16 protein-coding genes and 3 pseudogenes are annotated in these 22,749 nt (G+C 49.9%); 4 read left to right on the top strand and 15 right to left on the bottom strand.

The features are described 5' to 3' along the window. Positions 1-127: 127 nt before the first annotated feature. The 7 genes and pseudogenes from Psch_RS21290 to Psch_RS19660 form a co-directional block, all read right to left on the bottom strand. A pseudogene (locus Psch_RS21290) lies at positions 128-460 on the bottom strand (tyrosine-type recombinase/integrase); the annotation flags it as partial. A 371-nt stretch (positions 461-831) separates the two neighbouring features. After that, positions 832-1,215 carry a tyrosine-type recombinase/integrase gene (locus Psch_RS21505; protein ID WP_282432497.1) on the bottom strand — a complete coding sequence of 128 codons (384 nt, stop codon included), beginning with the start codon at positions 1,213-1,215 and terminating at the stop codon, positions 832-834. An 8-nt stretch (positions 1,216-1,223) separates the two neighbouring features. Then, a complete protein-coding gene (locus Psch_RS21500) occupies positions 1,224-2,066 on the bottom strand; it encodes a tyrosine-type recombinase/integrase (RefSeq protein WP_190259428.1) in 843 nt (280 codons plus the stop codon). Positions 2,067-2,208: 142 nt separating this feature from the next. After that, positions 2,209-2,751: a helix-turn-helix domain-containing protein gene (locus Psch_RS19675; RefSeq protein WP_206663800.1), complete on the bottom strand. Its 543-nt coding sequence runs from the start codon at positions 2,749-2,751 to the stop codon at positions 2,209-2,211. A 138-nt stretch (positions 2,752-2,889) separates the two neighbouring features. Further along, on the bottom strand, positions 2,890-3,465 hold the full coding sequence (locus tag Psch_RS21280) for a transposase family protein (protein ID WP_243124250.1): 576 nt from the start codon (positions 3,463-3,465) through the stop codon (positions 2,890-2,892). A 240-nt stretch (positions 3,466-3,705) separates the two neighbouring features. Next, positions 3,706-4,827: an IS91 family transposase gene (locus Psch_RS19665; RefSeq protein WP_134220426.1), complete on the bottom strand. Its 1,122-nt coding sequence runs from the start codon at positions 4,825-4,827 to the stop codon at positions 3,706-3,708. Continuing rightward, positions 4,824-5,696: a tyrosine-type recombinase/integrase gene (locus Psch_RS19660; protein ID WP_134220427.1), complete on the bottom strand. Its 873-nt coding sequence runs from the start codon at positions 5,694-5,696 to the stop codon at positions 4,824-4,826. Before Psch_RS19660 ends, Psch_RS19665 begins: the two co-directional genes overlap by 4 nt. A gap of 414 nt (positions 5,697-6,110) precedes the next feature. Here Psch_RS19660 and Psch_RS19655 point away from each other — a divergent pair, with 414 nt between their 5' ends. After that, positions 6,111-6,482: an HNH endonuclease gene (locus tag Psch_RS19655; RefSeq protein ID WP_190259426.1), complete on the top strand. Its 372-nt coding sequence runs from the start codon at positions 6,111-6,113 to the stop codon at positions 6,480-6,482. Positions 6,483-6,943: 461 nt separating this feature from the next. On the opposite strand, the gene Psch_RS19650 is transcribed toward Psch_RS19655, so the two are convergent. Then, the gene (locus Psch_RS19650; RefSeq protein ID WP_190259425.1) at positions 6,944-7,828 is read right to left on the bottom strand and encodes a ligand-binding sensor domain-containing protein; all 885 of its coding nucleotides are present in this window, start codon (positions 7,826-7,828) and stop codon (positions 6,944-6,946) included. 858 nt (positions 7,829-8,686) lie between these two features. On the opposite strand from Psch_RS19650, the gene Psch_RS19645 reads away from it, so the two are divergent. The 3 genes and pseudogenes from Psch_RS19645 to Psch_RS21770 all read left to right on the top strand — a co-directional run. Continuing rightward, a complete protein-coding gene (locus Psch_RS19645) occupies positions 8,687-9,100 on the top strand; it encodes an HTH domain-containing protein (protein ID WP_190259424.1) in 414 nt (137 codons plus the stop codon). Positions 9,101-9,138: 38 nt separating this feature from the next. Then, positions 9,139-9,840, top strand: coding sequence for an IS3 family transposase (locus tag Psch_RS19640; RefSeq protein ID WP_190259423.1), 702 nt, complete (start codon positions 9,139-9,141; stop codon positions 9,838-9,840). Positions 9,841-9,852: 12 nt separating this feature from the next. Further along, positions 9,853-10,050 (top strand): annotated as a pseudogene (locus tag Psch_RS21770) (hypothetical protein); the annotation flags it as partial. A gap of 362 nt (positions 10,051-10,412) precedes the next feature. Here the strand turns inward: Psch_RS21770 and ltrA are convergent. The 7 genes and pseudogenes from ltrA to spoIIID form a co-directional block, all read right to left on the bottom strand. Next, positions 10,413-11,814: pseudogene (gene ltrA / locus Psch_RS19630) on the bottom strand (group II intron reverse transcriptase/maturase). A gap of 458 nt (positions 11,815-12,272) precedes the next feature. Then, entirely contained in the window at positions 12,273-14,582 is a 2,310-nt protein-coding gene (locus Psch_RS19625; RefSeq protein WP_243124248.1) for a copper amine oxidase N-terminal domain-containing protein, read from the bottom strand. A 440-nt stretch (positions 14,583-15,022) separates the two neighbouring features. Then, a complete protein-coding gene (locus tag Psch_RS19620; RefSeq protein ID WP_190259421.1) occupies positions 15,023-16,084 on the bottom strand; it encodes an anti-sigma factor family protein in 1,062 nt (353 codons plus the stop codon). Positions 16,085-16,090: 6 nt separating this feature from the next. After that, positions 16,091-16,699, bottom strand: a complete 609-nt coding sequence (locus Psch_RS19615) for an RNA polymerase sigma factor (protein ID WP_190259420.1) — start codon at positions 16,697-16,699, stop codon at positions 16,091-16,093. Between the two features lie 429 nt (positions 16,700-17,128). Further along, positions 17,129-20,797, bottom strand: a complete 3,669-nt coding sequence (locus tag Psch_RS19610; protein ID WP_190259419.1) for a S8 family serine peptidase — start codon at positions 20,795-20,797, stop codon at positions 17,129-17,131. A 132-nt stretch (positions 20,798-20,929) separates the two neighbouring features. After that, positions 20,930-21,961, bottom strand: a complete 1,032-nt coding sequence (gene mreB, locus Psch_RS19605) for a rod shape-determining protein (protein ID WP_190259418.1) — start codon at positions 21,959-21,961, stop codon at positions 20,930-20,932. A gap of 146 nt (positions 21,962-22,107) precedes the next feature. Beyond that, positions 22,108-22,359, bottom strand: coding sequence for a sporulation transcriptional regulator SpoIIID (gene spoIIID / locus Psch_RS19600; RefSeq protein ID WP_134216705.1), 252 nt, complete (start codon positions 22,357-22,359; stop codon positions 22,108-22,110). Positions 22,360-22,749 lie beyond the last annotated feature (390 nt).

Genomic DNA, 22,749 nt, shown 5'->3' with positions numbered 1-22,749 from the left:
CCGAACCTTTTGCTCTGAACCTTCTTCGATTATCGGGCTTTTGGCGAAAGGTTCGGATTTTATTTATGTACGGATAACGAAAGTCATAGACGCGTGGCGTGGTTGCTCCCCGGAAATTTTGAATGCCGGCTTTTTTCCAGCACTTCCGGAACTGCTCCTGCACCCATGCTACGGAGTAAACGGTTCCTTGTGGGCTCGAAAAGAAATACTCCCGGTTTTTCATAATAGCACGCATCTTTGTATCATATTGACGACACAAAGACAGCATATCAGAGGACATTACGACTATTCGATCATGGTGAACCTTGGTGTCGCTGATATAGACGCTACCTGTTTCCAGATTAATGTCGGCACAGCGGATCAGCCGTACCTCGTGCGGTCGCAGTCCACAGCAGTAGAGAAGGCGGAAAAGCACAGGCACGACAAACTGCCTGTACGGCGAGAGCTTATGCGGAGTCATGTTGTCCGCCGCCGTGAAAAAAGCAGTTAACTCCTCATCGCTGAAGAGGTATGGAAAAAATGGTTTAAATGGGCCGAGCATTTCCGGGGGAAGCACATACCCCTCAATCCAGATGGCATTGAGGTATTTCCCAAATTCGCGAATGGCGACCATTCGTCTTTTCAATCCGTTCGCGGTTTCGTTTGGACGGAGACGCGCCCATTGCATCACGAGTTCTTGCGTTAACGATCTTTCTTCAGGAAAAGCACTCAGGCAGAAACGATCGAAGAGAGCAAGAAATTTCTCATAACTGCTCCTAGAATAACCCAGGGCCTTTTTGTACTGGATGAAATCCTCCATTTGCGACGCAAAGCAACTTTTAAAAGAATCTATCACTCGAAGATCCCCTTTCCTAAGGGGATCTCCTGGAAATCCAGCGCACATGACACAAGTTTCTCATAATCCATGGAAAGGTATTGTTTTGCTGAATCCTGTTCTTTGTGGCCCAGCACCTGTGAAATTGTTGTCAAAGGAACACCGGATTCCAACATCCAAGTTCCCATGGAGCGGGGCAAGGCATGAAAACTCTTCCCATCGCCTGGTTGTCGTAAAATACCAGCGCTTTTTACGTATTTCTCCAGGATGTTGTCCATAGAACCGCAATCAGACAACTTCCTGTAGGGCGCAGATGTTCTTAAAAAAACATATTCCGAAGTAGATTCGGACCTTGCTTCCAATATGTACTTGGCAATTGCGTTGCCTACGCTTGTTTCCAAAGGAAGTGTCAATGGCCGGCCCGTTTTCTTTTGAACATACGAATGCTGTCGTTTAGCCAATCGAGATCAGAAAGCCGTAAATTCACGATGTCGATGGAGCGCAGTCCCGTATGGGATGCCAGCAAAAGGATCGCGTAATCCCTTTTTCCTTGTTTTGTATTGGTATCTATCTGCCTGAGAATAGCTTCAACTTCCTCATGAGTAAAGCATGGCAGAAATTTCTTCTTTCGACGTGCAGGTTTGTTCAGCACAGGCCGGAAATCTTTTGACATGAGTGAATTCGATTTTAAATAGTCGAAAAAAAGTCGCAGGGCGTGAAGAACATTTGGCATTCCACCCTTGTTTTTTTCAGCGGCCACCAAGAGATAATCCTTAACATCCTTCGGAGATATGGCGCTGAAATCACGGTGCCCGGCACGCTCCATATAGTAAAGAAATTGTAGAATTTTAGATCTGAGGTTGGAGATGGTCCTTTCAGTTAGGTGCTGCGCCTCAAGAAACTGTTGCAGACAAAGACCGAAATATTCGCTTATTTCGTATTTGGGGCCCGCATCATATCGGCAATAATGAAGTGTTCCAGACTGATAAAGATCGTGAACCATTAGTACGGCCCTGCGCAATTTCCTGAAATGCCTCTCCGATATTTCGGATTTTTCAAGACGCTCTTTCTGGGAACACAGAAAAGCATTCAGCGTAGCGGGTTCGTAATCTGTGGTTCCGTTTCTAGCACAGTAGTTTCTCATGGGGCCATACGCACTACCCGCATAAGATTTAATGGTAATGTCCGCCATGCCTAGTTTTTCTAATTCTTCTAGCACGCGCTCGATGTGTCTTTCCAATGGAATTTGCAATTAAAACCCTCCAATATTGAAATTCAGACCACGGTCTGTAACTTTCATTATTGGAGTTGATTTATGGAACCATCAACCTCAATTTTTATCCCGACTTTTTGATGCAACAGGTTACAAAAAAAGCCAACTTCCCGTCGATCATTCACCTCTCACATCTGAAAGTCGGGATAACAAAAAACTCGGGATAATCGCCCTGCCACATCCGGTTTACCTCATCGTAGGCAAAGCGCTTGCGGTCCTTAACCACGACTTTATCCGCCAGGGGTTTGGCCAGATTTTTCTTCTTGAGAAAGCGGTAGACCGAATGGTAAGAAACCTCGGAGCGCAAGATTAGCCCTTCTTTGGCCATTTGGTCGTAAAGAAGCATAACGCTCAAGCCTGGGTTTTCATGCCTAAAAGCTATAATTTTCTCAGCAAGGTCCTCGCTGATTACTCTTGACTGTCCCTTGTCTTTACGGTTTTGAGGCTTAAGCCCTTCCAGATTGTCTTTGCGGTAGTCCAAAAGCCAACGGCGAAAGGTTTTGTCACAGAACTCTTTTCTTCCGTAGTAGGGGACGTCATAGACTAGGGCGGAAACCTTCTCCAGGTAGACTTTCGGATTATCAACTTGATTGTTTAGCAAGGGAGCGATCAAGCCGAAACGGAAAAGGGCCACCTCCATTTTCTGTTCTTCGGTCAAAGCCATTTTTAAAGCACCTCCAACAGATGTATTGGAGGATAACCGGTTAACCTCACGGTGAAAATTATATGGTAAAAAGGCCATATACCGCCACGCAAAAGTTGTGTGGATAAAATATACTTGCCGCATACCCCAGGGGAGATGTTAAAATGATCTTGCCATAAAGTTAGCCAAGATCCGGTTGGATAAACTATTGACCTCTGCCAAGGTCGTTTCACTTGCCCGAGTGAAGTTTAACCGGCGGACTATCTTTATGGCCCCTTTGTTTTTATCCGCAGGAAGTCGCTCTCGCCAGTGCTGTTCTCTTAAAGCACTGACAATGGCGGGGGTATTGGCTAAGAAACGCTTATGGTAAAAAGCGGCTAGTTGGCGGCCAACGGCAGCAGTTGTTTTTCTAAAACTCTCCCGCAGGCTTTTTAATATGGCATTACGGTTATGTTGGAAGTAAGGCAGAAGAAACCAGGGCAAAAGAGATACCGTCTTTAAGCAGGCAGGACACAGGTACCGGCAGATGCTGATACGGTAACATCGTTTGTTGGCTAGTGCATTGCGTTCATAGAAGCCGTGCCGTTTCAGCTTGACTGCAGAATTGCAGCAAGGGCACTTGATAAGTACGGGAAAGACCACTGAGTATCTGTCCTTGGCATAGATTGATAGCTTAACAGGTAGATTCCAAGGAATGAATAGCAAATTATCTGAAGCCCAAAAAAGAAACCCCATGTAAGCAGAGGCTACGTAGGGCTTCAGATAATTTGATTGAACGGAACCGCCGATGTCGGTAGGTGCTATGGGGAAAAAGGAACTGTATAAGTTGCAGAATTTCTGGCGCTAAAAGGGTTCCGATGTTATGGGGCGAAATCTCAGTCAAAGAACAGGGTCATTATTGGGAAATTCGCCTGTCGATGGGCATAGTTTCCCCCTCCCCCATAGAAGGGGCTTTTTTGTATAAGGAATTTGTTTTTACGGAAGAGGAGATGCGCGTATCATCATTCCTATTCTGCAGCAGGGACATTTACGAAATGTATCATTGAACTTGTCAATGAGGATTTCGAATAATGAACGCGGCTTAGAGAATATGCTAAAAGGTGTATTCGTAAGTTGCCGGCATAACTGTATCCGTTTGGTTTTCCCTCCGGAAGCCAAAAGTCCGTAGTGTCGTATCTTCCGGAATCCTCGAGGCAGTACATGGAGCATAAAGCGGCGGATAAATTCTTCGGCTGTAATAGTCATCTGCTTGACCTTGTTATGGTCGGCATAGTCCCGCCAACTAAATGTGACTTTATCATCTTGAAGCGCCAGAATCCGATTGTTGGAAATAGCCACGCGATGTGTGTAGCGGCTTAAATATTGAATCACCTTGCCGGTATTGCCGAAGGGCGGTTTGCAATAGGTTACCCAGTCCTTGTTATACAAATCCTGCAGAAAGAGGGCATATTCTCTCGAACTATTGAGTTTGTTCGTAGATTCATCGAAGCGTAATTGAGCCGCACGCATGAGAGCGAGAAATTTCCCCCGGAATTTCTTGGACAATACCTTAACCGGAATGAAGAACTTCTTGCGCGAGTTTTTCCAATGACCGGCGCTGGTCAACCCGCCGCCCGGTACAACACAATGGATGTGGGGATGATACAGAAGGTTCTGCCCCCATGTGTGGAGAATTGCGGTTACTCCGAGTTTGGCGCCGAGATATTTTGGATTTTGGCCTAACTCTAACAAGGTTTCCGAGACAGCTTTGAAGAATAAAGTGTACATCGTTTCCTGGTTCTGCCGGAATACCATATACAATTCGTTCGGCACCGTAAACACGACATGGAAATAGCCAATGTTAAGCAGGCAACGTTCCTGGCTTTCGATCCATTGTTCTTTGGCAAGCATTTGGCATTTGGGGCAATGTCTGTTTCGGCAGGAATTATAAGAGATACGTTGATGGCCACATTGGTCACATGTATCTATATGCCCGCCCAAAGCATGAGTCCGGCAGTTCAAGATAGCGCGATATGCCTTTATTTGAACGGTATTAAGCGGATGCTGGCGCAAGTATTCATCGCCATGTTCCCGAAAGATGTCCTGCACTTCAATCATAATGGGCAGTCCACAAACTTCTGAGGCATGTTGTCCGCCGGACTGGTTATTCCGTTCGTGGTGTTTGCCAGATGAAGATAGATCGTGGTTGAGGAAATGCTGGCGTGTCCGAGCAAAGCCTTTATTTGGAGTAGACTTAGCCCGTCCTCTAATAAGTGAGTGGCGAAACAGTGCCGAAGGGTATGCGGCGACACACTCTTTTGGATAGCTGTCTTGGCAAGCGCTTCTTTAATCGCTCGTGCTACTGCGCTTGTTGTGATATGCCCAACATTTTTGATTCCGGGAAAAATGTATCCATCTGAGCTTTTCGGGCGGTACTTGCGCCAATAGTCACGCAACGCGAATAAAGCGCTTTCGGGCAGAAGAGTATAGCGATCCTTTTGGCCTTTGCCGCCGCGCACCAAAACCCGCATGGATGCCGAATCAATATCCGTCGTTTTGAGACTGGCAAGTTCGCTGACTCGTAAGCCGGAACCGTACGCCATTAAGAGCAGGGCTTTGTGTTTGGCATTCGTTGTCTGGGAAATTAGTTCTGCAACTTCATTCCGCGTTAAAATCTCCGGTAGCTTCTTAGGCCGCTTAAGGCGTGGAATTTGTAGATAGTTCATCGTCCGGTTCAGCGTAACTGCGAAGAAGAAGCGAATGGAAGCACTGTAAACATTGACCGTGCCTGGCGATAATTTCTTTTCGACAATCAAGTGTCCCAGGAAACTTCGAACGTCCATTTCATTGAGCTTCTCGATAGGTTTTTTGAAGTGATTAAGGAAGATCCCAACATGAGTCGTATAGGAATCGAGTGTGTTTCTGGATAGCCCCCTAAGCTGGATGTCAGCTTTCAGGCGTTGCAGCGCCTGACGGTTAGTCATCATTAAATAAACAACCCCTTTGTTTGATATTGCGGACAGGCCGCATTCTCATTTTAAAGGGGTTGTTTTGTGTTAGCCATGACTTTTGTATCTACTATGAGCAGATCGGATCATTTCGCTTTGATACTATCTTGGGTTTCTATCCACCGCGGAGCGGTTTCGTTCAATTTGCAAAATAATAACCTCCCCAAAGAAACTGCAAATATTTTAGCAGATTGGGGAGGGTTCTGAATCATCTTTTAGATAATCAATGTGCAAAAAAATCCTGCCTGCCAGGACTACTTTACGAGCAAGATTACACCAGCTATAACGTCACGGGGATACACGATCGGTATAACTTTGCTGGCATTCTGCAGGTGGACTAGGGCTGGACAGAAGAATCAGAGCGAATCGCCTTATACCAAGACAGGTCGAGATATGTACCAGAAGAGAACCTCTCGTAAGCAGTTGTTGGCGAGGGCAGACGAGTTATTACTCCCACAACGGTCCGAGGTTAAAAGCAGAGATTCAAAACTCTACAACTTCGAATTCTATCTCAATCGTGCCTACGCCTTCAACCGGGATAGGGGAAAATGCAAGGTATGTGGTGATTTTATCATGGATAAAATTCATTTTCACCACATTAACCCCAATCTCTCCCGGAACCTGGTCAACCGGGTATCCAATCTAGCCAGTGTTCATAGCGAATGTCATGAAAAGGTTCATGATGGTCACGATTACTCGTCCTTGCCGAAGATTATCTGGAAGAAAATTCTGCGCTACAGAGAAAAACTGAACTTGCCCTCATAAGGTGCCTGACAAGTGCCACTGTACGATGGAGCGCCGTGTGAGTTGAAAGTCTCACGCACGGTGCGAGGCGGGGGAAAAGGGCGTCCTAACGGGTAATGACGAGGATGACCCTTACCTATCGCTGTCCTCCAGGCGGGTAAGAGCCATTTATAGCTTACCAATTTCAAAGAGGAATTCCCATTTACACATAATCGTGTACACTCCCAGCTCTGTAGGAGTTATCCGCAAACCCACAATCCTTTCACTTGCTCCTTATCCTATTTCTAGCAAAACAAACAATCCCCCTAAAGAATTTATACCTCCAGGGGGATTGTTGTTCGCCAGGATAATTCTAGATCCAGATCCTAATCTTTTTAAAAGTGAACCTGGCAGCCTCTGAAGCTGGAGCCGTTCTGAGCCACGATATTATCTAGTATTTCTGAAGACTTTGAGATCGGTCTATAATACATTGGGAACTCATATTATTGATAAACCCACACGCCGTTATTACTTGTACCTGCATATAATATATTGTTTATTGTTGTAAGCCCTACTACTCTGTTTGAGAGACTCCCGACTTGGTTCCATGTGCCACCGCCTAAATACTTTACTCCACTATTAGTACCTGCGTAAAGCGTTCCGAATGGCTCATCAGAAGTAAGAACAAAAACGTCATCACTTAGGGCTCCTCCTCTTTGATACCAAGTTGAACCAATGAAAGACCATACCCCGCCTCCTTTTGTACCCGCATATACTTCATAATTGTATAGATGTAGGTCACCTACGTTTTGCGTTCCCCATGGCTTGTTGTTGCTTCCGCAAGGTTGAAAATCACCATAGTAATAGTAATAGACTCCGTTCTGGGCCGTCCCTGCGTATAGTGTATCGTTGGCTGCAAGGAGACGAAGAACTTGTTTACCTGCCAATCCTAATATAGTCCAATTTGAACCAGACTTGGCATAAACACCATCACCTGTCGCAACATATAAATTGTTATTTACAACTGCAAGATCTTGAACATGTGAAGAAAGGGTGCCAACTTGTGCCCATGTACTGCCGTTCCAAGCCCAAACACCATAATAAAATGAACCCGCATACAATGTACCATTAAGCATGACTAATGATTGGACATCATAAGCGAGGGTGCCTAACTGAGACCATGTTGTACCATTCCATGTCCACACACCATTATCAGTCCCAGCGTATAATGTGTTGTTAATCGTAACAAGTGTATTGACGCTTGCCGCGTCACCTGAAAGGCTTCCTACCTGTGACCATGAGGAAGCCCATGCTCCGCTTACTCCACCCCCCAGAGTCATAACTGTCATTAATAAAACGACTAATAGCTTTTGAATTGACTTTTTCAATTGAACTCCCCCTTGAAACATTATTTTTTGTGAATTTCCAGCTGCCGATGTCACCAAACAGTAACTATTAAAGATATGTTCAGAATATGGTCAGGACGGTCGTTCGTTATTCCAAAGTATCCAGCCATAGCCACCTTCATCGTAATTACTTATTTGATTTCCTAGTTGCCCAGGTGCTAGTGGATGGCTTCTATGCAAAACATCCCTCCCGTCCTGTCCGAATACCCTGACCAATAATCACTGGTATATAGAATTTTAATTGACAAGGCCCATTGGATTCACCTCCCTCTTTACTCGGAACAATATGGTTGCAATGGATTTATTTGTAATATATTTACTATATCATGCAAATAATGAGAGATTTGTCATATTCTGCGACTGATATAAATAAATTTTTTTGTTAAATTCATATACAATTCCACTAATGTTGCATTAACAAGTTTCGATATTGTCAACATCTAAATTTACTGATAAACAGCCAATTTCCAGGAATATCAAGGCATATCAATAAAAACTCTTTATAATAGAGATATAGCAGGTAATCCTGTCCATTATTGTTAACCGCAAATACTTTAAACCATTGTTAGGCTAAAATCTTAATAGATCTTCTCTTAGCTAAAGCTCTTTGGAAGGGGGCTGTAACAAAACACCACCAAAAAATCGCCTAATACCAATGGTTTTCGGCGTTTTGTGGCTGTGTTTTAAAATGTACCCTAGAAAATGGACAGCGTGGGTTTTGAAAACCCTTCATTTTGGACAGGTGAATTTTTGGAACCCTTAACCTCGGACAAATACGGTTTTGATTCCAGTTCAGACAGGTATTACAATAAAACTGAACTGAATTGGAGGAATGGCCGTATGGCTAACAAGAAATTTACTGAAGAAGAAATGAATCATCTCCGAGCAAGTCCTTATGTTTTGGATGTAAGTCCCAGTATTGTGCATTTCTCAGCCAAATTTAAGGAACTGTTTTGGCATTCAATACAAGAAAGAAAAGAGCCACGAGATATTGTTATTGAGCTCGGCATCGATCCAGATATTCTTGGCGTAAATCGTGTAAATCGTGTAAATGGATTGAAGGGTATGATCCGAAATGAAGTTCGAGCGGGAAAAGGGTTCAGAGACTTAAAAACATACGGGTCATATCTCAAAGACTACACAGACCCGGAAGCCAAAGTAAAATACCTTGAGCAGCAACTGGCATATAAAGATCAAGAAATAGAGTTTCTAAAAAAAATTGTGTCTTTAGGCCGGGGAGATGCGGAAACATGAATGTCCCTGCATCTGCCAAGTACGGAGTCATTCTTGAGATGACAAAGCGAGATAACAACTTATTGAATATTACCTGGCTGTGCGCTGCTGCCGGTGTTTCGCGGTCCGGATACTACCACTACCTTGAAACAGAAGACCTGAGACGGCAGCGCGAGGAACAAGATCAAAAGGACTTCCTGAGCATTCTGGATGCTTACAAGTTTCGCGGCTACAACAAGGGAGCCCGCGGCATTTACATGCGGCTTCTTCATATGGCTCCTCCAGTGCATATGAACATTAAGAAGATCCGACGTTTGATGAAGAAACATGGACTTATCTGTCCTATTCGCAAGGCGAATCCGTACAGAAGAATGGCCAAAGCACTAAGAACCAACAACGTTGCCCCCAACCTGCTGAACCGGGAATTTGAAACACACGGTCCCCGTGCTGTTCTGCTTACGGATATTACCTACATCATTAATGGGAAGGCACCACGGTGCTATATGTCTACTATCATCGACGCCTGTACAAAAGAGTTGCTCGCATGGGTACTGAGCAAATCTCTCGAAATCGATTTTGTTCTGGAAACTGTGAACCAGCTCATCGAGAATTATGGTATCTTTTTGTCAGCCGATACTCTGATTAATTCGGATCAAGGGGTACACTACACAAGTATAAAGTTTATCCAACTGATAAAAGACCGTGAACTGAGGCAGTCTATGTCCCGAAAGGCAAACTGTTGGGATAACGCTCCTCAATAATCCTTTTATGGACACATGAAAGATGAAATTGACATTTCTCAATGCACAACATTTGAAGAAATTCACCATATAATCAGCGATTGGACTGCTTATTACAATAAAGACCGATACCAATGGGATTTGGCAAGATTAGCTCCAAGGGAGTATTACCGGTATCTCGTTACAGGAAGATACCCTTTAACAATACCAAAAGCAAAAGGTGAAGATTGAAGGTGGGGCTCTGCCCCACACCCCGAGGTTTTTCGCTTTGGTTTCCAGGGAGGCAGTGCTTGGCTGTAATAAAAAGAAACGGTGCTGATAAGCACCGCCTCCCTTGTAAACCCACACGGGCGCTCGGGTCGCTCCTCAGCTTTGCCCTATCCTCCCTCGTGGTAAAGCACGGTTAGTATAGCATAAATACCTATTTGATTGGAATGCCAAAAACCCAAATTGTCCTTGACATGGGGTACATATTATTTCGTTACGCTCCCTTTTCGTTATAATCGGGTAGGAGGCTACCCATTAATTGAGTAGCCGACCTCCCACAGCACCGTACGTACCATTCGGTATACGGTGCTTCCAAAGTTTACACATTATTTCGCAGAGTAACATTCCGTCAGACTGAGGTATCCGGCACGTTTGAACCTCTCGTTGGATAGGACTCTTAACAAGATTGGGCTATGGGCGGTTCGCCAGTAGCCTTTTCTTGTATTTGCCCACATCCCACGCCCTTTTCTCATCCAGTCCTGCTCGTTTGAGACGCGTCCGAACCTTTTTCCATCGTTTCCAGGTCACCATTCGAATACGGCTTCTCGTCCATTCGTCCAGTTCTTTGAGTGTTTTCTTCATATCTGCCAGTTTGAAGTAGTTTACCCATCCTCTAATAACTTGGTTGAGTCGGGTTTTCCTCGCCTCAATGCCCATTCCGTTGCTGCGTCCGGTAACTTCTCGGATTTTATCTTTGAGTTTCCGGATGCTTTTCGGGTGAACTCTGAGCCTGCCTTCTCCTTTATAGATATAGAAGCTGTATCCCAGATATTTGACCTTGCTCACATATGCCACCTGCGTCTTTTCCCGATTCACTTTCAGGAATAACTTTCCTTCGATGTACGGCAAAATATGGTCTAGCGTACGTTCTGCCGCCTTCCTGCTCTTGCAGAATATCATCAGGTCGTCTGCGTAGCGGACAAGGCGGTGTCCACGCCTCTCCAGTTCATGGTCACATTCATTCAGCATGATGTTTCCAAGCAATGGGCTCAGGGGTCCGCCTTGGGGCACGCCTTCTGGGCTGTCTTCAAACAATCCGCCCACCATAGCGCCTGCTCGCAGGAATCTATGGATAAGCGATATCACTCGTCCGTCTTTTATCGTTTCCGACAGTGTTTGAATGAGTTTGCTTTGGTTCACCGTGTCAAAATACTTTTCCAAATCCATATCAACTACATACTTATAGCCCTCTGTGATATTGGTCTGGCATCTTTTAAGCGCGTCATGCGCGCTCCTTCCTGGTCGAAATCCATAGCTATTGTCTGAAAACTGCTTCTCAAAGGTTGGGGTCAGGATTTGGCATATCGCTTGCTGGATAAGCCTGTCCACTACGGTTGGTATCCCCAGTTTTCTGGTTTTTCCGTTCTCTTTAGGTATTTCTACCCTGCGCACGGGTTTTGGCCGGTATTTTCCGTCCCGGAGGGATTGCAAAAGTTCCTTCTGATTTTCTTTCAGGTAGGGTAGTAGTTCATCTACCTGCATACCATCAATTCCACCTGCACCTTTGTTTCTCTTTACCTGCTTGTAGGCACGGTTCAGGTTGTCTCTGGCTAAAATTTGCTCCAGCAATCCTTCCTTCTGCTTGTTCGTGTTGGTGCTGTCGGTTTCAGTCATCTTCAGTGACGCGCACACTTCTGCATACTCTTTCTGTTCCGCAGATACCATTTGCAGATAGTCTTCGAATCGAAGTTGTCTGTGTTTTATATTGTCACTATCAGTGACTTTCATTGACCTGCACCTCCTTTGGTTCAGCTGGTTCAGCCCTTCCGTCGGTGCCTAGAACACCTCTGTACTATGGCCTCGGCTGACTCCTCACGATAAATCTTGTTTCAACCGGGTTTCATACTCTGTTTCAGCCCGTCCGTGAGGCCTCCCCGGGTAAGAGTGCAGTCTTTCCTTCCATCTATCTGCCACATCTACAACGTAGACTTCCGGATAGTTTTGGGCTTCAGTTTGTTTGGCAACCTTACCCAGCCTACATATGCCTAATGTGATTTCTGTTCGTCAGATCAGAAGTTTGCCTCCGGCTTCCTTCAGATTCCACCTCACGATGGACACCCTTGCCTTTGGCTATGTGCTTGACACTATCAACCCGCACTCGGGACTTTCACCCGTTAGACTGCACCCATGCCGGGCGCACCAAGAAAAAAAACCGGGCTCATGAAGAGCCCGGTTTTTTGGTCAAGCTATATGGTGGTAACGGTCACGGTCTGGGTTGCAGCATCCCACTGGACATCTGCGCCCAGGGCCTGGGCAACCGCCCGCAGGGGCAGCATGGTGCGGCCCGGGTCAACCAGCTCGGGAGCAACGTCCATGGTGAACGGCACGCCGTTAATCAGCATGATGTTGCTGTTCATGACGAGCTTGATCACGCGGTCGCCCTTGATGATAACCACGCTCTGCTCGTCTTGGTTCCACATGATGTTGGCATCCGCTACGCCCAGGGCGTTGGCGACGTACCGAACGGGCAGGAAGGTCCGGTCGCTCTTCAGGTACGGGGCTACGTCCATGGTTGCTTCAACACCGTTGACGGTGTAGGTGGTGCTGCCGATAACAAAGGAGGCGGTGGCACTGACATCAATGGGGGCCGGGGTAACGACCTTGGCGACAACAGCACTGGCGTTAGTGGCGCTCCTTGAGAAAATGGCAGGACCGGCGTCCGGTATGAAAGCTTCTGCATTATCGATCTCAATGTACCCATTTGAAAGATCTCCGTAGTAGTCTGTTACTTCTCCCGCGTCGTTGACGTTCGCTACAGCGCTTCCCTTGACCTTCAAGACGACATTTCCTTCAGCTACGGTCCGGTCAACAATGTAGTTGAGGTTGGTCAGCTTAATCGTGCTGGCTTCGCTACTATCGCTGTCAATTTGGAAGGTCATCTGGTTGTCGTCTTCCTGGCTCTTTATGCTGCCGGTGTCGATGTCGAGGTCGCCTTCAATTACTTCTACACTAGGCTTGTTGGCAAAGCGGACGCCCGTAGGCAGGTCGAGGACGATCCACTTGTCTTCTTTAATGGCGCCTGCTTCAGTTTCGCTTATGGTCACCTCGCCGCCTTTGTTCACCGTGCCGATTTTGATTTCCGGCGCGGATGTGGCTTCAGCGGTAATCGGCGAGATGATTTCGGCCACGGTCAGGCTGCCGCTCAGGCCGGCGGTGCCGCCCACTTTAACCACCAGGTCGCCGGTTACGCCCGGTTCCAGGGATACTTCCAGGTCGTCCAGGACCAGTTCGGCGGCCTTGGTGGAAGGTCCTTTAAAAGTGAGCTTGACGGTCTTGCCGTCTTTGCCGGGGAAACTGATAGTGTCAATACTCAGGCCGTTGTCACTGTCGGTATCGATGTCACCCCAGCGGGCGTTCTCCGGCAGTTCCAGGGTCAGGGTGCGGCCGTCAATAATGCTCTCTTTAACGGATTCAGAAATAGTGATCGGGGCGATTTTCTGCTCGAGCATGCCCGCGTAAACGGTCGTCGGGTCGCCGGCAGTAATCCCGCTGTCGTAGGTCCCGTAGGCGCCGGCATAAAACTCGCTCGGCGCGGCATCGCTTTCGCCGCTCACCTTAACCGTGACGTCACCCGTCTTGGCTTTGGTCTCGTCGTCCACGGTAATGGTAGCCTTAAACTCGAAGCTCATAGCCTCTGTAGTTGAGAAACTGCTGCTAAAGTTCACGTACAGGGTGTCACCCTTACTATTAGTGGTGAACAGATTAGTATTTGTTGGCAGCTCTGTTTGCTTGCCCCAAACGCGCGTCACACTTCCTGGGTTTGACCATACAAAGCCGCTGGGCAGTTCGAACTCCAGGGATTTATTGCCGCCTTCCAGAGCGCCGGCGGTGTCCTCAGTAACGCGGATGGTGATCTCATCGCTATCGGTAAAGGAGGTCGTGCCGCTTGCGGAGACGGTCACTTCACCACCGGAGACGTTACCGATGGTAACGGTGCCTTTCGGGAAGCCGGAATTGTTAGGTATTGCTGAAACCAGGTCGATAGTTCCGTCGTAGCCGTCTTCCACCCAGATTTTCTTGGGATAAACATACAGGAAACATTCATCTCCAGATGAAGGTTCGCCGTCAACGGTCACGCTGATTTCTCTGTCGCTGAGCTGTTTTACCGTGAGGCCGCAACCATACAGGCCGTTGTAGTCTCCCGAATAGTATTGTGGCACCTCAATGTAGTTGCCTGCTTTTTCGCCATAGGTGTTGCCGCTTACAGTTTGCCACTCGGTATCTGTCATGACATCGTTACTGCCAGTGCCTGATGCTTTAACCCAGACAAAATCACTGGGCAGGCTAAAGTTAACACTGTGATCCTTCTGCAGGGAGCCTGCAGTAATCTTGAGCAAAACCCCGCCCAGAGCGGTAACGACGCCGTCGTCGACGTTAGGAGCCGCCAGGGGGACTAAATCACCGGACGCGAAGGCCGGTGTCGCGGTCGGCACGATCATTGCCGCCAGGAAGCATAGTGTCATCAGGATCGATAATGCTTTTCTTTTCAGCTTCAAACTAAATTCCCTCCTAAAAACCAAATATTTTACGATAACCTTTACCGCTTGCCAGCGGAGCCGTTATAAGACTCTTAATCATCTCCCTTCATATGGTAATCAACAAGTTCCTTGCTGTAGACCGGCTGAGAATACTGACTGGTTGGTTGCAAGCAGCAATATGGACCTATTCAACCGGGAAGCTGGTTTTACAGGTTGGGTTTCTCCCCCGGCCTGTTTTTTCTCCCCTCGTTTGCCACCTGACTAATTAGACAGCCAGTCAGGCCCAAAAGTTCCACCGCCGGTGAAATTTTTCAAAAAACATTTTAAAACGGCAAAATTTTGCTCCAAAGACTTCCCGGCCTTAACGTCCGGCCATGCTGCCGGTCTTCGCGCGGGAACAATAAAAGCCGGCGCTTCAACCGGCTTTTGAACAGCTTGGCGTATGCGGTTATTTTCAGTTAGTTGCTTTCCAGCCGGACCATGACGACCCTCTTGCCCGCCTCTTCTTTCCAGCCGGCAAGCTGCTGCTCGTACGAAGCGGCCTGGGTTTCCATCTTTTGCTGTTCCGCGGGGTCCTGTACCGTACTCTGACGAGCCAGTAAATCATTGTATTCAATTAGCGTCTTATTATAAAGAGGCGTTAAATCCGAGCTTTCGTCCTGCCGGTCGACCACCGCCCCCACCTGGCCAAGATTAGAGATCAGCCCGGAAGCCTGATCGGAGGCGACCGTCATCCTCATCACCAACACCGGCCGGCCATTGTTCTGCTCCGAAAAAACCTGGCTGGCGGCGCCGGAAGCATCTGCTATTGAAACAGCTTTACCCCTGGCGGAATCTATGTCGTTGACTGTCAACATCAAAGACGTTTTGGTTACTTTCATGCTTTCATGGCAAAATTCGAATTCTCCGCCAGGCGCGGATTGAGCCACCTCGGTTTTGCCGGGAGCGCCTGCCGGCGGGCCGGCTTCTGTGCCGCCGGCTTCACTCTCGTGAATGTCGCCGGGCGAACTTCCTGAAGCGCCTCCATCCTGGAGAACTCCGGGACTGTCAACGGCGCCGCCCGTCCCTGCGCCGGCCGCTTCGTCAGGGTTGCCGGGAACCACGTGCTCACCACCGTCATCAGCCGAAACAGCAGGGGGAGATGGTTCCAGAACTACCATTTTACCGCCATCGCCGACCATTCTCCAAATCCCCGCCGTGACTCCCGCGGAACTGCCTGCAATGAATAGCAACGCCGCCGCTGCCGCCACAGACTTCCGCCAGGCGGCGGGAATATATTTCAACAGACTCCGGCGCTCCTGCTTGAGCCTGTTCATAACCGAACTGCGCAGCTCGACCGGGGCCTCGATCTCGGCCCGGCCAATTTCCCGCAGGGTTCTGGAAAGCCGCTCTTGCAGCAAATGTTCATATGCGCAAGTCCGGCAATTCGCAATATGCGCGGCCAACTCAAAACTCTCCGCTTGGGTAAGCTGGCCGTCCGGCTGCAGTGATATCAATCTTTCAGCCGTGCGGCAATCCATACGCCCTCACCTTCTCTCCCTGGCGGCAGCCACGTCTAAGTCGACATGCCGCCCCAATTCCATCATCTCTCGTCGCAGCACCTCGCGTGCCCGGCTGAGGCGGGACTTTACGGTTCCCAGCGAACAGCCAAGCAGACACGCGACCTCTTCATAACTGTATCCCTCTATTTCCCGCAATACCAGCACCGCCCGGTGCTCCTCGGTCAATTTACTCAAAGCTGTTTGGACCAGCCCGTGAAATTCCTTCTCCTCAAGAGCCTCCAGCGGGTCACCGTCCAAAGCGGCCACCTCGCGCTGCATATTACTGCCGTCTCCGGACTCGTAGGGTTCATCCAGCGAGACTATTTTGCGGCTGTTCTTTCGTTTAATATTCAACCAAATATTTAATGTAATCCGGTGCAGCCAGGTACCGAAATCAGCCTCGTTGCGGAAACTGCCCAATGCCTTATAAGCCCTGATAAAGACTTCCTGAGACAAATCCTGCGCGTCATCCTGGTTCCCGGCAAGATGGTAGCACAGCTTATAAACTTTATTCTGGTAAAAGCTCACCAACTCTTCGAAGGCGCGCGGATCATTTGATTGCGCTTTTCTTACCAGGGCACTGGTATCGTGCACGGAAGCCACTCCTGATAACGCAGAACCTCCCGCTTACCTTATTAGACACAGGCATACCGGAAAAGTTCCGGCCGCGCAGAGGCTCCGCAAAATTTTTTATATTCCCAAAAACAAAGAGGAACACTAATAGTTCCTCCTTGTGATTCTACCATATGCCTTCCCGTGGCGCAATCCTGCTCCGCGCCGGCATGGGGGATCCTGGAAAACCGGTTGATTTGAATTGAAACGCCTCAGACCATGACCAAGCCGCGCACGGCCCGAAAGCCCAGGATTTCCGTAGAGGAAGCAAGGCCTGCCCGGCCTTTCTTATCTATATATTTTTAGTAATAGAATGAATTGGAAAATTGAGTGGTTGTCAAATAGCGCCAAAAACGACGGGCGAACTTTTCCAATTTACTGTAGACAGGTTTAAGATAGACCGGGACAGATTTAGCCTCGTTGTATATCCGTCCCAGGTTGCCGGACCTCTTGATATGCTGTCCGTTCCTGCGGCTGACGTCCTGCAAAGTATTCCAACAGGCGGTCCATGATCTTTGCCATCTCACCGGCTGTCACCGGAGCGTCCGGCGCAAAGGCGCCGTCCGTGCGGCCCCGCATCAGCCCCGTGGCGGCCATTTCGCCAACGGCCTGGAGAGCCCAGGCCGGGATGCTCCCGGCATCCATATAGGACAGAACACCGGGTCTGGACGGCTGAACACCCAGGTCGCGCAGCAAGGCAGCCAGCACCACGGCGGCTTCAGCGCGGGTAAGGCTTTTCAGGGGGAGAAAGCTGCCATCAGGCCCGCCCCTGAAGATCCCTCTCAGCTTGGCTTCAGCTGCCGCGTCCCGACAGGTGAGCGGGATATCTGCGGCATCTTTGAAGTCAATAGGCCGGGCGCCGCCTTTGGGCCAGTTCAAAAACATCGAAATGGCGGCAACGACCTGAGCGCGGGTCATCGCAACTTCGTCCAGAAAGCCTGTATACCCGTTTTGTCCCATTACTTCAGCAATAATCTTGGCCGCATCAAAGCCGCCGTTCCAAAGCCCGCCCGGCAAGTCTACTCTTCTCCCGGCGACGTTACCCGTGCCGCAATCAACCGCCACCAAAGTAAAATCGTATCCGTCCTTATCATTGCGCGGCAGGGAGAAGCTGAACCTTCCTGAACTGTCCACAGCTATGTCCTGGCTGGAACCATCCTCACCCCACAGGTAAACGGTATTACCCGCTCCCGTACTGCCGGTCACCGCCAGCCCCTCCGGCAGGGGAAGCATGGAGGAAAAAAGCGGCGGCGAAGCGCCGGCGCCAGCGGCATCCACTGAAACCAGGACGTAACAGCCGGTCGAGAGCTCTGCGGTATACTCAAGCGTAACTTTGTCACCCGGCCGCAAGTCTTCCGGGTGTACAGAGAAACCGTTTTTTCTATAGCGGGTGGCGCCGGAAACCAGGTAGGCGCTTTCACCTGCCGTGATCGTGCCGGCCGCGGCATCGTAGTCTGAGAAGATCCCGTTGGCGAAAAAGGTGTCCGCTATGTCCAACTGCCAGATTTCTTTGGCGCCAGGGTCGGTGGTGATCCTGACCCTGCCGCCGGGCGCTATGGACACCTCGTTGGTCCTGGTTCCCCAGCGATAAATTACTGCCTCCGGGGTGAGGTAAAGCGAATGATACTGACCGTCGTCACCCAAAAAATAGAGTGTCCTGTTTTTCTTGGTGAATTCAATGGCCTTACCATAAATAACATTGCTGTAAGCCGCCAACCCTATAGCTTCACCGGTATCAGGCAAAACAATCAGAGCCACGTGGTCGCCGGGGCTGATATCGTTAAAGGACGCGTCCGCCTTGTCCTTCTTGATCGGCGCTCCGGTCAGCAGCCTGAAAAAAGCCCCGTTTTCCAGCCGGACTTCGCCCCTGGCTGCAACCGTTTCACGGACCGTGCCAAGTGCGACCTGCCGCTTGACGGCCAGATACTCCACCTGGCCGCTGGAAGGAGCAATCTCTATACGGACGGGCATACCGGGCAGAATTTCCACCAGCTCTTCCAGGGCACCGGTCCCGAAAGGGAGGTCCTCCGTTTGCGAGTTGATATAGCTGTCCTCGAAAGAATAGACCGCCTTCGACGAAATGGGATAGGATTTCTTTGAACCCTCCAGCAACAACTTTTTCTCGCCTTTTTCAGTAAGAACAGCCGCAACGATCCCTTCCTGTTCATTGTAGGAAACCCTTACCTGCCGAATTTTTTGGTCAAAAGGGTTTACTGTAGCGCTGACTTCCACACCGTTCGGCAGCTCTACAGGCGAACCGGCTTTCCCGTTAACCAGCACTTCCTGCCCATCGGCCAGATTATAGCCGCCAGTCCTTATGTCCTGGTTAGCTTCTGTGAAGATGATCCCGTTCGCTGTCCTCAGCACCATTGCGCCGGGCGCCCGCCAGAGCCGTGCCGTAAGATAGACCTTCCCTGGAGTACGGTAAACCAAAGCCCCCGGAAACAGGTGGGCCTGGTCGGAAACAGCAATCTGGTCGTCGATCAGGTTTACCAGCGGCAACTGAGAGGTGCTGAACGAGCCGCCCTGTTCCAGAACCACGTAACCTTCATTAACCTTACTCACCACTCCCTGTGCCGGGGCTTGCCCCCAGACCAGCGCAAAATCCTGTAAAGCCACGGAACTACCGCTTACGACACTGCGATTGACGTCGGTCCCTACCACCCGGACAGTATATTCGCCGGGCGCCGGCGAGGGAAGGTAAACCTGTTCCACATTGTTAATCCGATCCGGGCTGTTTCGCCCGAGGAAATGGTTGCCATAGTACATTCTCCCGTCGGGAGTCTGCACAATAAGATCCAGGTCATTGACCAGCGTATGGGTGCTGCCGGCTTCCGCCGCCGGGTCGGTCCAGGCCAAAGTGGCTTTAAAAGGAGCCGTGGTGTCGGTAACCGTGAATTTGTAAGACAGTCCTTCTCCCTGGGCCACCCCCATCCATTCATCTTTAATCTGGAAGGCGCCCTCTTTCAGAGCGATGGTTGTCCCGGCCATATCGATGATACCGAAGCCATCTTGAGAGGGACCTTCCGGAAGGGAGCGGGCGCCGTTAATGAGCGCTGCCTTTAACAGCGCCGCCGAGGGTGACTGCATCTTCATTTCTTTATTAAAGTATTCCCGCAAAAGGGCCGCACTGCCGCCGGCTACCGCGGCGGCCATGCTTGTTCCCTGCATGCGGGTATAGTCCGGGTACCCGGGCATATTCCCATCGACCAGCCGGGAACGGGCGGATATTACAGCTGTGGCCGGAGCCAGCAGTTCTGGCTTAATCCTGCCGTCCCCGGCGGGTCCGCGGGAAGAAAAATCAGCTGGCGCCATGGAATCATCGGCGCCCGCTACAAAAGCCGGCCGTGGCAGTTCGGAAGCGCCGACCGCCAGGGCGTTCTTACTGTTAGCTTCGGTAGTAATGGTTGATGCCGCAGGTCCGCTGTTCCCCGCGCCAAAGGCGACAAGAAAATCGGGATTGCTGCGCACAAATTTATCAACCTGGGCGGCAGTATTACCGTAGGTGTCCGCCCCACTACCCCAAGCGTCCACATGGACGCGCGCCCCGGCGGAATAGGCCGGCCAAAACAAATCCTCAAGGTTGTCCGGCGGCTGCGGTTGGCCTTCACTGTTCAGGATGCCCTGGAAATAAATACTTGCGCCGGGCGCGACGCCCCGGAATTTCCCATTGGAAGCGGCTCCCGTGCCTGCAATGGTAGCGGCCATATGGGTCCCGTGCCCGTCGGGATCATCCGGGGTATCCCGCCCGGCCCAGGACTTTAACATAACGACCTTGGGCATTTTCCCCGGTACGCTCTGTAAATCCGGGTGGATATCATCCAGGCGTCCGGTGTCCAGGCCGCTATCGGCTATGGCCACTATCTGGCCTTCTCCTGTAAGGCCGCCAGGCACAACAAAGTCCGGGACGTTTACGGCCGTAGCGCCGGTTATATCCCTGGCGCGATCATTGAGAAAAGAAACCGGGTTTGCGTTATGTACAGGCGCCGAAAAACCGGAAAGAGTGATCAGGGTCAGGCAGGCCGTCAAAGCCAAAAGCACAGCCAGGGCCTTTCCCCTGACAGAAGTCAAAAAGCGCATAAAAACCCCCAAAGCTTTCTATGTAAAGGTCCGTTGTTTCACAAAACAACTACCCTAATACTTTCGACGGACTTTGGGGATCTCCTGGTTCACGAAAAAATTTAGTTAATTTAGTTAATCATTATTCGGCTGCTATACAATCTTTTTATAGCCCTTGCCTTTGCCGGCGGCGCTGAGCACACCCAGGGTGTTGAGAGCCAGGCCGGTGCCTTTGGCCACGCAGGACAGGGGATCCTCGGCGATGTTGACGGGAAGGCCTGTTTCCTGGCTGATCAGGCGGTCTATGCCGTCGAGCAGGGAACCGCCGCCGGTCATGATAATGCCGCTGTTGATAATATCCGCAGCCAATTCAGGGGAAGTCCGTTCCAGCACCTCTTTGACCCCGGCCACCACCAGATCCAGGGTTTCTCTGATTGCTTCATGCACCTGGCGGCGGGTGACCACAACCCCCTGGGGCAGCCCGGAAAGCATGTCACGGCCCCTGATCTCCATCTGTTTGTCGGCTGCGTCAGAGAGGTGGGCCGTGCCGACTTCCATTTTCAGTTCCTCGGCCGTCCGCTCACCGATGGCCAGGTTATATTCTTTGCGGATATACCGCACGATAGCTTCGTCGAATTTGTCTCCGCCTACCCGGAGTGATTTACTGCAGACAATGCCCCCCAGTGAGAGCACGGCAATATCGGTGGTCCCGCCGCCTATATCAATAACCATGGAACCACTGGGTTGTGAAATATCCACCCCCGCCCCGAGCGCCGCTGCAAGGGGTTCTTCAATCAGGTGGGCCTCCTTGGCTCCAGCCTGGACAGCAGCCTGACGCACGGCCCGTTCCTCAACACCGGTTACACCCGAGGGGATGCAGACCATGATCCGCGGCCGGAAAAATAGTTTGCGGCTTCCATCGGCCCTGCTGATGAAGTAACGGAGCATCTTTTCGGTGACGTCATAGTCGGCAATTACCCCGTCACGCAGGGGCCGGATGGCGATAATGTTGCCGGGCGTCCTTCCCAACATCCTCCGGGCTTCGGCGCCCACTGCGATGACCCGCCCGCTGTCCCTGTCCATAGCTACAACGGACGGCTCCTGCAGCACAATTCCCTTCCCTCTAACGTAAACCAGCACATTTGCCGTACCCAGGTCAACCCCAATATCTGTTCCGCCGATCATAAGCCTGTCCCCTTTCGCTTTACAAAGAAATGAGCCCGTCCTCCAGACCGAAAATCCAAAGCAGCAGCCTGGATTGCCTGTCTAAAGGTTCCACGGCTCAGCAAAAGGTAATATTCTACTCCAATATACAAAATTCCTGTGCTAGACTATGCCAAATCTTTATATTTTCTCCGGGTCGCCTCGCCGCCCCGCAGGTGACGCTCGGCTTTATTGTACTCCAGGATTGTTTTGACCTCCTGGGCAAGCTGTTTATTGAGCGAAGGCAGCCTCTCGGTCATGTCCTTGTGCACAGTGCTTTTGCTGACCTGAAATACTTGAGCCGCCTGCCTGACCGTGGCCTGGGTCTCCAAAATATAGACACAGATATCCAGTACCCGCTTTTGTATGTATTCCTGCACTTACCCAACCTCCTGCATTATGGAAGTTGGAAGTTGGAGGTCGTAAATAATGCAAAGTTTTGAATGAGATCCTTAGTACCAACTTCCTTCTAGATATATATGCGCCGGCCGGGAAGAAATGCGCCGCTGAAAGAAGAACCTGCCTAGAAGGTATTTCCTGAAAGAGCTGTTAGATATAGATGCCTCTATCGCGGCGTGGGCAACGGAAGCAGGGGGACGGTTCTTTTGCTTCCTGTACTGAAAACAACTGTACAGATGTTCAGCCCACAGAGTGAATCCCTAAAAATATAGGTGCGAATAAATTCGCACCTGCGTTTGTTGGGTACCATTTTGTGTGCTGAATGGTTATTCTTCGGGTATCAGCCTACTTCAATTGACCCCTTTTGAAAG

It is taken from the genome of Pelotomaculum schinkii (genome assembly GCF_004369205.1).
GTDB classification, from domain to species: domain Bacteria; phylum Bacillota; class Desulfotomaculia; order Desulfotomaculales; family Pelotomaculaceae; genus Pelotomaculum_C; species Pelotomaculum_C schinkii.
This window is presented reverse-complemented; position numbering and strand designations above follow the sequence as displayed.